This window comes from Bdellovibrio bacteriovorus, assembly GCF_001592755.1.
GTDB lineage: Bacteria > Bdellovibrionota > Bdellovibrionia > Bdellovibrionales > Bdellovibrionaceae > Bdellovibrio > Bdellovibrio bacteriovorus_E.
Genome location: NZ_LUKF01000001.1, coordinates 183272 through 195732 on the forward strand (window position 1 = coordinate 183272; position 12461 = coordinate 195732).

At 44.9% G+C, this 12461-nt stretch carries 12 protein-coding genes; 6 read left to right on the plus strand and 6 right to left on the minus strand.

Going from position 1 to position 12461, the window contains the following annotated elements; genetic code table 11:
- On the plus strand, nucleotides 1-1167 hold the full coding sequence (locus tag AZI85_RS00865) for a hypothetical protein (RefSeq protein WP_063242305.1): 1167 nt from the start codon (nucleotides 1-3) through the stop codon (nucleotides 1165-1167).
- Here AZI85_RS00865 and AZI85_RS00870 read toward each other — a convergent pair.
- Nucleotides 1156-1722 carry a hypothetical protein gene (locus AZI85_RS00870; protein ID WP_253720759.1) on the minus strand — a complete coding sequence of 189 codons (567 nt, stop codon included), beginning with the start codon at nucleotides 1720-1722 and terminating at the stop codon, nucleotides 1156-1158. The genes AZI85_RS00865 and AZI85_RS00870 overlap by 12 nt on opposite strands.
- Before the next feature lie 178 nt (nucleotides 1723-1900).
- On the opposite strand from AZI85_RS00870, the gene AZI85_RS00875 reads away from it, so the two are divergent.
- Nucleotides 1901-3757 carry a hypothetical protein gene (locus AZI85_RS00875; RefSeq protein ID WP_063242307.1) on the plus strand — a complete coding sequence of 619 codons (1857 nt, stop codon included), beginning with the start codon at nucleotides 1901-1903 and terminating at the stop codon, nucleotides 3755-3757.
- Here the strand turns inward: AZI85_RS00875 and AZI85_RS00880 are convergent.
- Nucleotides 3750-3995: a DUF2917 domain-containing protein gene (locus tag AZI85_RS00880; RefSeq protein WP_155723877.1), complete on the minus strand. Its 246-nt coding sequence runs from the start codon at nucleotides 3993-3995 to the stop codon at nucleotides 3750-3752. The genes AZI85_RS00875 and AZI85_RS00880 overlap by 8 nt on opposite strands.
- Before the next feature lie 86 nt (nucleotides 3996-4081).
- Here AZI85_RS00880 and AZI85_RS00885 point away from each other — a divergent pair, with 86 nt between their 5' ends.
- Nucleotides 4082-4525, plus strand: a complete 444-nt coding sequence (locus AZI85_RS00885) for an Lrp/AsnC family transcriptional regulator (RefSeq protein WP_063242309.1) — start codon at nucleotides 4082-4084, stop codon at nucleotides 4523-4525.
- Nucleotides 4526-5164: 639 nt separating this feature from the next.
- Here AZI85_RS00885 and AZI85_RS00895 read toward each other — a convergent pair.
- The 3 genes from AZI85_RS00895 to AZI85_RS00905 form a co-directional block, all read right to left on the minus strand.
- Nucleotides 5165-5911, minus strand: a complete 747-nt coding sequence (locus AZI85_RS00895) for a murein L,D-transpeptidase catalytic domain family protein (RefSeq protein ID WP_063242311.1) — start codon at nucleotides 5909-5911, stop codon at nucleotides 5165-5167.
- Between the two features lie 237 nt (nucleotides 5912-6148).
- Nucleotides 6149-6790, minus strand: a complete 642-nt coding sequence (locus AZI85_RS00900; protein WP_063242312.1) for an alpha/beta hydrolase — start codon at nucleotides 6788-6790, stop codon at nucleotides 6149-6151.
- Nucleotides 6787-8271: a S41 family peptidase gene (locus AZI85_RS00905; protein ID WP_253720761.1), complete on the minus strand. Its 1485-nt coding sequence runs from the start codon at nucleotides 8269-8271 to the stop codon at nucleotides 6787-6789. The genes AZI85_RS00900 and AZI85_RS00905 overlap by 4 nt, the downstream gene beginning before the upstream one ends.
- Nucleotides 8272-8515: 244 nt before the next feature.
- Here AZI85_RS00905 and rfaD point away from each other — a divergent pair, with 244 nt between their 5' ends.
- From rfaD to AZI85_RS00920, 3 genes are read left to right on the plus strand one after another with little or no spacing between them, the layout of a single operon-like run.
- Nucleotides 8516-9484 (plus strand): ADP-glyceromanno-heptose 6-epimerase, encoded by a 969-nt coding sequence (gene rfaD / locus AZI85_RS00910; protein ID WP_063205305.1) that lies wholly within the window; start codon nucleotides 8516-8518, stop codon nucleotides 9482-9484.
- Between the two features lie 9 nt (nucleotides 9485-9493).
- Nucleotides 9494-11236 (plus strand): aromatic amino acid hydroxylase, encoded by a 1743-nt coding sequence (locus tag AZI85_RS00915; RefSeq protein ID WP_063242313.1) that lies wholly within the window; start codon nucleotides 9494-9496, stop codon nucleotides 11234-11236.
- Complete coding sequence (locus AZI85_RS00920; protein ID WP_253720763.1) at nucleotides 11236-12033, plus strand: RNA methyltransferase; 798 nt, start codon at nucleotides 11236-11238, stop codon at nucleotides 12031-12033. The genes AZI85_RS00915 and AZI85_RS00920 overlap by 1 nt, the downstream gene beginning before the upstream one ends.
- On the opposite strand, the gene AZI85_RS00925 is transcribed toward AZI85_RS00920, so the two are convergent.
- Nucleotides 12030-12437, minus strand: coding sequence for a hypothetical protein (locus tag AZI85_RS00925; RefSeq protein WP_063205307.1), 408 nt, complete (start codon nucleotides 12435-12437; stop codon nucleotides 12030-12032). The two genes, AZI85_RS00920 and AZI85_RS00925, sit on opposite strands and share 4 nt — an antisense overlap.
- Nucleotides 12438-12461 lie beyond the last annotated feature (24 nt).

Sequence of the window (12461 nt, forward strand, 5' to 3'; positions counted from 1 at the left end):
ATGAACTTGAAATCAGATTTTATTCAGCAGTTAAAGACTTCTTATCCGGCGCTTCAACAGAAGCAGTTGGAAGATATTGTCTCTGAGAATCTGATTTCTCTTTTCGCCGTTGAGCTTCCTTCTTCTGTACTTAAGCAAGCTCAAGATGTGGTCGCAGCTCTTTTCTCTTTGCGCCAGAACCAGTCTTATCTTGATCACTATAAAAATCTGATCGAAGAAAAAGGTCTGAAAGACCCCGGAAATAAATCCATCATGATGAGCTATGATTTTCACTTAGATGAAAATCAGAACTTAAAACTGATTGAAGTGAATACGAACGCCGCCTTTCAGGTTTTGGGATACGAGATGTATCGAATGAAAGGCCATCCACTTCCCGTCGCTGATTTTTCTCCGCTGGAAATGGGTGCTAACATTCGCGAAGAACTTTCCTTACAAGGAAAGTCACCTTCGCAAAACCTCAAGATCGCGATCATCGATGAAGCCCCTTCAGAACAGCGTTTGTACGTGGAGTTCTTGGTTTACAATGAACTTTATAAATCTTTCGGATGGGATTCGCGCATCATGGATTACCGCGAACTTTTCCAAGACTTTCATCCGGAGTTTATTTACAACCGCTACACGGACTTCTTTTTAACGGCACCTACCAGTCAGACTTTGCGCGAAAAATTTCTGCATCGAGAAGTCTGTCTTTCCCCAAATCCGTTTGAATATCTGCTTTTAGCGGATAAACAGCGCATGATCGATTGGATGCAGCCGAACTTTCTTGAAAACGTGGGCGTAGAACCCGAACAAGCGGCCTTGATCCGTCAAACCGTGCCCTTTTCTTACGATTTAAAATCAGAATTGTCTGAGCAGATTTGGGCGGAAAGAAAGAAGTTATTCTTCAAGCCGAAGAATGCATTTGGATCTAAGCTTTCTTACAAGGGCTCGTCGATCAGCAATAAGGCCTTTCAAGATATTCTTGGCCAAGACATGATTGCGCAAGAGTTTGTGCCAGCTCCGGAAATGACTTTTGAAACTCCAGAGGGTCCTCAAAAGTTTAAATTTGATTTACGCTGTTATGCTTATCAAGGCCGCTTACAGCTTGTACTTGCCCGCATCTATCAAGGGCAAGTGACGAACTTACGCACTCCGTACGGTGGCTTTGCGACGGTTTTATTTAAGTGATTTCACCGCATCATAGCGGATCGAAAGATACTGAGTCGTCTCACCATCTTTTTTTACTAACAATAATTCGTACTCGTTATGAGAGCGCTGATAAATTTTGTATTGCGCACCTGCACTTTGAATCCAAGCCTCAAGCTGTTCTTTCTGTGGAAACGATGGACTTTTTAAGTTCCAAAAAGAAAACTTGGACCCATCCGTCATCATTTGAAACTGCCACAGACTTTGGCCTACTTTTGGTTTCTTGTAAGTATCAATAAGTGTTGGGGCAAATAAAGCAAAACGACGTCGTCCCTCTTCTTTTGAATTCCCGCAAAGAACAGAAGGCTCTGACGATTGGCCTTTTAAGAAAGACTGATAGCCATAAAGCTTCGTTTCTTGCCCTTGGCCTTCTACATAAAATTCAGCATCTCGCGCGACCAGCAAGGTTTCCGGAAGACGCGAAAGAGTTCCCACAAAGTCAGCGCGCATTTCATTTAAGAACTCGGGACGCTCGTCACACGCCGGAGCTGTTGAGAATTGCGGTTGCAACAAGCGACCCGCATCCGCGTTCTTCACCGCGAAGGAACTTGTCGAAAGAAGCACTAGTAGCAGAAAGCCAGATGTTTCAAGAGGTCCCCTTTTTATGTCTAGTCCAGTATTCGGCAGAAAGTTTTTAAGGCTTAATATTAAAGTGCAGTCGTGTTCTGCCGATATAAAGAGTGTCTCATTTTTCTACAAGGAGTGTGGAAGTAACATGACGATGAAATTAAGCGGCGCTCGAAAACAGAAGGAATCGACAAACTTTTATTCATCTTTCGACCAACTCAATGGCGTGCATCCTTGGATGGAGTCCGTTGAAGAGGGTTACGTTTCTTACCGCGTTCGCGAACTTCGCACCGGCAAAGTGGCTTACTTCAACTTTATATTAGCAAAAGAAATGGGCCTTATTTCTCCTGATCATCCTTTGCAGATGACGGAAGATTTGGAAAATAAGCTGATCGAAACTTTTTCGATTCAAATCATCAACGAATACGACGAACTCACCCAACGCCGCATTGATCCTGAGACTGTCCGCCCTCATCGCCACATGGCCACTCGCTACCTTCAACTTCAACACGCTAACAAACAAGGTAAAACTTCCGGCGATGGCCGTGGTATCTGGAATGGTACGGTTTATCACCGTGGTACGACGTGGGACGTTTCCAGTCGTGGCACGGGAGTCACGTGTTTAGCTCCGGGAGCTGTCGAAGCGGCAAAGCCTTTGAAAACAGGCGGCACTCAATTCGGGTACGGTTGCGGCTTAGCCGAAATTGACGAGCTTCTTGGCGCCTCTATCTTAGCAGAAGTCATGCATCTTCAAGGACTGCGCACGGAACGCGTGCTCTGCGTGATTGATCTTGGCAAAGGTTATGGCATCGGCGTCAGAGCCGCACAGAACTTGATTCGCCCTGCACATCTTTTCCTTTATCTGAAACAAGAAAAATACGAAACACTGAAATCAGCAACCGACTATTTGATTGAACGTCAGGTTTCGAACAAAGCCTGGAATATTCCTACAAAAGGCCCGAACAAATACGATGCTCTTTTAAGCTGTATTTCAAAAGCCTTCGGCGAATTCACCGCACAAATGGATATCGACTATGTCTTTGCCTGGTTGGACTGGGATGGGGACAACGTTCTAGCCGACGCGGGAATCATCGATTACGGCAGTGTTCGTCAGTTTGGTATTCGTCACGATAAATACCGCTATGACGACGTTGAAAGATTCTCGACGAATCTCAACGAGCAAAAACAAAAAGCCCGCCTGATTGTGCAAGTGTTTGCCCAGATGGTGGACTATTTGAAGACAAAAAAGAAAAGACCTTTGCGTGACTTCGCTCGTCACCCCGAAGTTTTAAAATTTAATAAAACTTTCGATCAAAAGCGGGCCGAGCGTATTTTGTACCGCATGGGCTTTAACGAAACGCAAAGAAACAATATTTTTGCGCAGAAGAATCTTTTCGAAAAGTTCGATAAAGAATTCACTTTCTTTGAGCGCGCTAAAATCAGCGGTTCCACAGAAAAAGTAGCTGACGGAGTCAATCATCCGGCTCTTTTCAATATGCGTGCGATTTTAAAAGAATATCCAAAGTTCCTTCAAGAAAGTCCTGTGCCTTTTGAAAAGCGTTGGATGACGGACGGGAACTTCTTTAAGATCATTCTTTCTAGTTTTGCTAAAGCTCGCGATGCGCGCATGGGTGAAAAACAACAGCGCCACATTGAAAAATTCCAGATGGCTTACCGCGCTTTAGTTGTCGCGGCCGCTGGAAAACAAAAGCCCGAGACAATTATCAAAGGCATCAGTGAACGCGCAGAGAAATTAAACTCTGACAAACGCATCACTGGAAACGCCTTGATTGAAATGGTCGAAGAGATCATCACCGAAAAGAAAAAAGGTCTGCCGATGGACCAAATCCAAAAGATCGTCGATCGTTTGGTTTTTGAAAACAACGGCCTGCCTGAAGTGAATACCAGTCGTTTCTATAAAGATCTGCAAAGCACGCCGGCCGTGAAAATGGATCTTTACGCAAAACTCTTAAGCCTCGTCGAAGAAAACGCCGAGTCTATTTAGAATTCTTATTTAAAGACACGCCCTCAACGATAAGTTCATCGGTGAGGGCTTCAATCAATGTCCCCGCCCGAGGCAAGGGCAATAACTCCCCTTCGCCAATGATATAGTCCTCAAGAGATCCTTCCATAGTCACCCAAGCCTTCCCCACTAAAACCTTATACGCATCCGGTACAAGGACTCTCGCAGGATTCCATAGCTCGCCTTTATGAATCTTAATCTGATAAACCATATAAGCCATTATACCGAATATCATTAGATAAATATCGCAAATAGGTGCTATCCTTAAACAAACGAATGGCATTCAGCCAGACCCCAGGGGGACCCATGACTCTTGATGATGTCGACAGAAAAATATTAAGTTTATTGAAAGAAGACGCCCGACTTCAGTACGCCGAAATAGGCAAAAAAGTAAACCTCTCCGCCCCCGCCGTCCACGCCCGAGTCAAAAAGATGGAAACCAACGGCATCATTAAAAGATACACCATCGACATGGAACCAGAACCCCTAGGAGCCAGCCTCTGCGCCTTCGTAAGAATCGCAAAAAGCAAAGGCACCTCCGCCTCCATCGCCCACCACTTCAAAAAAATAAAACAAATCGAAGAATGCCACGGCGTCGCCGGCGAAGACTGCATCTACATAAAACTAAGAACCCAATCCACCAACGAACTCTCAAAATTAATAGACGAAATCAGAAGCATAGAAGGCGTAGACCGAACAGTCACAGTAGTAGTCCTAGAAACCCACTTCGAAAGAGGCCTCCAAGCTTAAAAGCGCTTTCGCCAAACTCACTATCCATGAGAGACCTCATATCCAATTCGAGACAGTCCGAGCCCCAGTCACTGGTCCTTGGACTGTTGTACACGCGGTGAAGGCATCTAACGAACCCTAAATCTTACTAAGAATAGTGATCAGCAATAAAATTATCACCAAGACCACTTTAGCAATCTCAAGAATACGCCGAACACGTAAATAGTTGTGTTTACGCATCGGACACCTCCTGTTGTTAAACGGACAGGAGATCCACCAAAAGCGAATCTGGCGAAAGCAAGATTCGCTTTTGCATTTCTAACTCCAAAAAAATCCCCTCCCCAAAAGCGCCCACGGCAACAAAAACAAAACTTCCGCAGTTCTTCCCCTAGGAGTTAACGAAGATTTGCTTTTCGAAGAAGTCTTAGAGTGCTTACCCGAAGAAGGGCCTTAGCCGGCGCCACGATGGCGCGAACCGAGGCAAAGCCTCGGCGGCGACCGAGCCTGGAAGGCGTGCCCGCCGAAGCGGTAAACACTCTAAGACTTCTTCGAAAAGCAAATCCCCCGTCTGAAACGACAAGGGAAGAAAAAAGGAAACCCACACGCGGGGATTTCCAGAAGGACACGTGTGGGCTTTGAGGGGCTTTGATACCGAAACAATTAGTTCGCGTAAGCGTAGATCAAAGTACCATTTTTCAACATGTTAATAACTTTAGTTTTTAGTGAGCTCGCCACTGCAGGGCAACCCCAGCTACGACCTTGGATCACTGACTTTTCTTTTACATAGCTAGCACCGTGGATAACAACCGCACGACCGCGCGCATTTGAGTTTGTGGAAGAAAGACCATCAAGTCTTAAAGACAAACCATTGCTTCCGTTGTAAGTGCTGCCCGTCAGGTAATAACCCAAAGAGCTCGCTTTAGAACCCGACTTGTTGCTGAACTTCTCTGCGTAACCGTCGTGGTTCGAGTCAGAACCTTTACCGTGAGCTACGTGGATGCTCCATACTTTACCCGTTTTCATATCAATAATATGGAAGCGAGCTTTTGTGGATTTCGATCCGAAGTCGATCACAGAAACATAGTTCTTATTTTTGATTTTTGATTTATTTGAATCGAAATAAATCAAAGCTTTTGCCAGAGCATCGGTATTAATAGCTCTGTTTGGATCCACGTAATCGTACTCTTTTAAGATCGCAGATTTAGTACTTGTTGCAACCGCATTCTCTTCAACCATATTGGCTGCTTCTGGGTTTTCTGTCTGAGCCGTAGAGTCAAATACTTGCTCTTGAGTGGCATCGTCTTGCAACGTCTCCGTGGAACTTAAGTCTTCACTGTTTCCTGCGCATGCAGCTAGTCCTAGGTAAGCAGTCAACACAAGTGAGCTTAGTAATGTTTTTTTCGTCATTCTTCCTCCGTGAAAAATTGGCGTTGTGTGTTTTGTGAGATCCTACATAAACGACCTTACAAAGCGGCAATTTTCGTTACGGAAAAAAGAAATTTAAGACGTTCATCCCCAAAAAAATTGAGAATGCTTTTGATATCGCAAGTCCAAGGTTCGTGAACAAACTCAGGTTCAGTTTTTACATTTAAAGGATATTCAGATTTAAAGAAAGAAAACGGCGAGGACCCTCGCCGTTATGATTTATTTTTTAAGTTCGGAAAGCTGATCGCGCACCCATTTACGGATGATCGGATACTCTTCATCCTGAAGAGAATGGTCTTTATCCATCTCTACCCAGTCGACTTTCAGCCCGGCATCTTTCAATTTCTCAACGCCGTACTTAGTTTCCTCTAGAGGAAGAATATCGTCTTGATGACCGTGGGTGAATAGCCATGGTGTGTGGCGGGCTTCCATAGATAAATTCGAACGCCAGCGAGGATAGAAATTAAAATACCCACTGATGCCTACAACGCCGGCCAGCTTCTTAGGATAATTCAAACCCACGTCAGCACTGATCAGACAGCCTTGAGAAAAACCAAATAGAAAGATCTTTTTCGGATCCCAGCCCTGATTTTCTAAATCATTTAACAGATCAAAAAGCTTTTCCCGAATTTTAAGTACACCGTTACTTTGAAACGGAGGCTCTCCATACCAAGTGTAACCATCCATAAAACGGCGAGGCGCATTCAACAGAAGATAATTCATTTCTGGAATATTCAGCTCATCATTAAAGGAATAAAACGGACGAATGCTGTCACCGCGACCGTGCAAAACAATCATCAAAAATTCGGACTTCTTTTTTGCGGGGATAAACTTATGCTTAAATAAATTCGTCGAAATCATAAACCTGCTCTAGCCACAGAACGAGAACAAAACAAAACTTGGCGCGCCTTCGTCAATTGAACGTCATCACCAGAACCCAGCTCTTCCATCTCAAGGCAATCTCCCGAAGAATACGCCATGGACGAGCGCACTTGCTTTTCAGGAGCTAACAATGGATTCATGAACTGATCAGACTCTCTTGAAACAGAGATCTTTTCAAAGTTCACTGCCACGTCCGGCTCTAAGCCCTTCATCTGCGGAGAACGTCCCGATGGAAGATAGTAAAAACCTTTGGTTTCAAAAAGAGCGATCTTCTTGTTTTGCGACCAGTATTCACCCTCTTGGAATGAACCTTTACCGAAAGTTTTCTCGCCCACAAGAACAGCACGGTTCAAGTCACGTAATGCACCCGCAACGATTTCAGCCGCACTGGCAGAAGAACCATTGATAAGAATCGCCATCGGCAACGAGAACATTTTCTCTTCACCACCATAGTACTCTTCAGGCTTTTTTGTTGGATCTAGATAACGAACTTCAAAGATCTTTTTATCGCCGCCAACAAAAAGGCTCGCAATACAAGCGGCTTCTTCCATTTGACCACCTGGATTATCACGAAGATCCAAAAGCATTCCACGGACGTGGGATTTTCTAACGATCTCTAAAGACTCTTTCACTTTGTCACAAGCACCTTTTGCAAACTTGTTGATGCCTACAACAGCGATGGGCTTGATACCATCAATCACACGAGTAGAAACTGTGGCCACGGTGATCTCAGTACGACGAAGACGGAACTTTTTCTTTTCTCCATCACGTTCAACAACAACAGAAGTCACGTCACCGACTTCGCCTTTTAAAAGTTCAGAGACACGCACTTGCATCAAACCGCGGACTTTTTTACCGTTCACGGAAACTAACAAGTCCCCTTTTTCAACTCCGGCCAACTTTGCCGGGCTGCCCTCGGTCACTTTACGAACCACATAACCTAAAGCCGATTGCCCCAAAGTGATTCCCAAAGAAGTCGAACGATTGTCCGCTTTCGAAACAACTTCTTTAAATTGAGAAACAGGCATCAAGTAAGTGTGCGGATCACGAAAGACAGAAATGAAACCATTAAGGCCCATTCCCACCATCCAAGATTTTTGATTTTCAGAAATGTGCTTTTTCTCTAGTTCTTTCCAAGCATTGAAGAATGAAACTTTCACTGCCTTTGCTGTGTCTTTCGAGAAAAACTCTCTCCATGGAGCGAGCTGTTTTTTCTCTGAACTCATGTCAGTGGACACATCGTCAGCAGAAACCAGTTTTCCGTCTTGAGTCAGGGATAGATTGAAGCGACCCGCGATAGTTAAGACCGCGTTGGCACAAGCCAAATAGTAGCGCTCTGAACTGCTGCAGGTTTGATCTTGTAAAAGGTCTTCCAAGGCTTCTGGGCCGAGCCCCGTCTCAGCCCAGTAGTCTTCAACAGACTTCACCTTGGAAGTGTCGCGGTAAGAAGTACGCGACAAGGAAAGACTGACCCCCACGGCCAATACTAACAATGATGCTATGAAAAAACGTGGTGAACTAAGCACTCATCGCCTCCCGATTAGTGACACTCTTGAGCAACGGTTGTGCCGCCTCAGATCGAATTAGTTCCATTCTGAGGCGCTTTTTTGGTATTTTTTGCTGGGTTGAACAGGCCTCTAACAGGCCGCAAAACTGGCCCCTGTCCTTGAGAAAAAATCGGCTCTGTAATAGGGTGGAAAAACTATGATTATTGTAACTGGTGCAAACGGCTTTATTGGCAGCGTGATGGTGTGGGAACTCAACGAAAAAGGCTTTACGGACATCATCGCCGTAGACTCTGTTGGGCTGAACGAACGCAATCTTCTTAAAAAACGTCAAATCACGAAGTTTCTTCTTAAAGACGAGCTTTGGCCTTTCCTTGAAACCGACGAAGCCAAGAAAAAAGTCACTTGGATCATTCACATGGGGGCGTGTTCTTCCACTACTGAAACCAACAAAGAGTTTCTTTGGGAAAACAACACTTACTACACGCAAAGAATTTTTGAATGGTGCGCAGAACATGGAAAATCCATGATTTATGCTTCCAGCGCCGCAACTTACGGTGCAGGTGAGCTTGGCTTTGACGATACGACGGACCCTGAAAAACTTCGTCCACTCAATCTTTACGGCGAATCGAAAGTTCTTTTCGATCGTTGGGCATTGAAGCAGACAAAAACGCCTCCTCACTGGTACGGACTTAAATTTTTCAACGTCTTTGGACCTAATGAGTACCACAAAGAGGCGATGTCGAGTGTGGCCTTCAAAGCTTACAATCAGATCAAAGCCAATGGAAACTTGGGTCTTTTCAAATCCGCGGATCCAAAATACAAGGACGGCGAATTCATGCGCGACTTCGTTTACGTAAAAGATGTCACAGGTTGGATGGCAGAGCTGATGGATAAAAAACCGAAGAACGGTGTTTACAACATGGGCTTTGGTAAACCTCGTACGTGGTTGGATTTAGCCGGCGCTGTATTTACAGCGATGAAAAAAGAAATGAAAATCAACTGGCTGGAAATGCCAGAAAATATTCGTGGGCAATATCAGTATTTCACTGAAGCAAAAACAGATAAATGGTTGGCTGCCGGTATGAGCCCAGCAAAATGGCCGCTTGAAAAAGCTGTTGCTGATTATGTGCAAAACTACCTGTCAAAAGACGATCCTTCGCTTTAAGGACTGAATATGGAGACAGACTTTTTACCGCCACATTTAAGAAAATACGTCGTTGAACAACACTACGAAAAATACACCCCCGTAGATCAAGCGGTTTGGAGATACATTCTTCGTCAGTTGAAGGCGTTTCTTTCAAAGCACGCTCATGAATGTTATGTCGAAGGTTTAGAAAAAACCGGCATCAACATCGAAAAAATTCCGCGCATTGAAGACGTCAGCGCAAAATTGAAAGAATTCGGCTGGAGAGCTCTTCCTGTTAGCGGATTTATTCCACCAGCCGCATTTATGGAGCTTCAATCTTTGGGTGTGCTTCCTATCGCCTCAGATATGCGCACCCTAGAGCATCTTCTTTACACGCCAGCTCCAGATATTGTTCACGAAGCGGCAGGACATGCACCGATTTTGATTCACCCTGAATTTTCTGAATATCTTCGTCAATACGCTCAAGTCGCAAAAAAGGCGATCATCAGCAAAGAAGATCTCGATCTGTATGAAGCAATTCGTGATCTTTCTGACATTAAAGAAAATCCAGCTTCAACTCCGGAACAAATCAAAGCTGCAGAAGAACATCTGGAAATCGTCAGCAAAAACATGTCGCATGTTTCAGAAGCTTCTGAATTATCACGCATGAATTGGTGGACGGCGGAATACGGGCTTATCGGTACTTTGGATAATCCAAAAATTTTCGGCGCGGGATTGCTTTCCAGCGTGGGTGAATCCAAGTGGTGTCTAAGCCAGAAAGTTAAAAAGCTTCCACTGACTGTAGACTGCATCAAACAGACTTACGATATCACGGAGCCACAACCTCAACTTTTTGTGACTCCCGATTTTAAAACACTCAGCAAAGTGTTAGAAGATATGGCCCAGCAAATGGCCTTCCGCTTGGGGGGACTTGCGGGTTTAAACAAAGCTATAGAAGCTCACTCGGTAAATACCGCGGAACTTAATTCAGGAATTCAAATATCGGGTCAAATTGTTGAGGCTATCACAGACGCCAAAGGGCAAGTCGCTTATCTGCGTCTCAGCGGACCGACACAGCTTTGTTACATGGATCAAGAGCTGTCTGGTCATGACAAGAAATACCACGCGCATGGTTTTGGAACTCCGGTGGGCTTTTTGAAAGCTCATCCTAAGAAGTGCCCGTCAACATTTACGGATGCAGAGTGGGCCGAACTTCAAGTGGAATCTGGAAAGACCACCCGCCTAGAATTTACTTCGGGTGTGGTTGTAACAGGCGTGGTTCAGTATCGCCTTATCAAGAACAGTAAAACCATCACTTTGACTTTGGAAAACGCGAAAGCAGAACTTAATGGCCGCGTTTTGTTTGCACCGGAATGGGGCACTTACGACATGGCTATCGGCTCTTCGGTGACATCGGTCTTTGGAGGACCTGCAGATCGTGAGGCCTATGGCGAAACCGTCGACTTCATCGCAAAGCGCGTTCCCGTTCCAAGCTATTCCGAACAAGAGCTTTCAAGACATCGCAACTATGGCGCCGTCAGAAAACTGCGTGAAGAAAAAGTGCAAGGCTCGAAATTGACAGAAGAATTATCGGAAATTTTACAATCTCACCGCAGTCTTTTTGCGGAGGATTGGCTTTTGTTATTAGAAGCTTTAGAAATTCTTCAAGCCCGCGATCCCCAATCTTCATTGAAAAAACAAATCGAAGAAGATTTGGCAAGGCTTGCGAAAAAGGATGAAAAAACCCAAGGTTTGATCCAAGACGGTCTGACTTTGGCAGGAGCTCTTTAATGAATTTGAAACGTCCCTTTGAGGTGCGCATTGTTCTGGTGCGCACTATCTATGAAAGAAACATCGGTTCCACTTCGCGCGCGATGAGCAATATGGGTTTTGATAAACTCGTACTTGTCGCGCCTGCTTGTGAAATTACTTATGAAGCTCAGCAGGCCGCAGCTACTGGACAAACGGGTCTGCAAAACAGAACGACTTACGCTTCTTGGGACGAGTTTTTTGCCAAAGAACCTGAAAGCATTAAAATCTGCTTCACGGCCCGCGACGGAAAAGGACGCCAAGTCCGAGACATCGACGAGGTACTGACAGATATCGCGGATCATGCGCCTCAATTTCAAGTTCAAAGCGAAGAACCTTATGTCATCCACTTGATCTTCGGCCCTGAAGACTGGGGACTGGCTGCTGAAGACTTAGAACATGCAAACTTCTGTGCCTGCTTACCGACATTCGGTGAAAACTGGAGCCTGAACTTAGCTCAAGCGACTTTATTGGGTATGTTCTCTTTAAGAAAAATGTGGGGCGGACAACGCACAAAGCTTGATGGCGGAAAAAGCCGTCGCGCTCCTCAGGGAATTGAGGGCATCAATCCCGAAGAAACTTTGCACACGTGGTTACAAGAGATGGGTTTTGATTTAACTCGTCAGCGCAAAATCAATGTGTTTACGGTTCTTCGCCGCATGCTTTTACAAAACACACCGACGAAGAAAGAACTGGTTGTTCTTGAAACCGTACTTCAACAAAGCATTCGCAAGCTTCGTGAATGGAAAGAATATCAAAAAAGAGACGGCAAAGCCTAAGACGTGATCAAGTCGTCTTGAAGACGGTCTTGCTGTTCACGAATAACACGAAGCTGCTGATCCAGTTTCGTTAAAGCCGTTGTCATACTTTGGCCTAAGTCCGTCAGCTCATTGATTCTGGCAATGGTGTCAGAATCTTCGGCTCCCACCAGGCGAAGGCTTTCAAGTTTAGCTGAATTAAGATCAATTTCTTTGGAAACGGTTTCCATTTTTTGATTCAGCTTTTTGCGGTCTTCGACCAAAGCTTTCGTCATTTCATGAATCTGTTCTGAAGTCAGAACTTCCAGTTTTCCAGTTTTAAAGGAATCGTCAGATGGGGTCTCTTCACCTTGGAAGGCTTCCCAGAAAAGAGACCATTCGTTTTTGAGGGCTTTTACGATCGACCTACTACTGTCATCACCCATATATAATTAAATACTCCTGCGCTC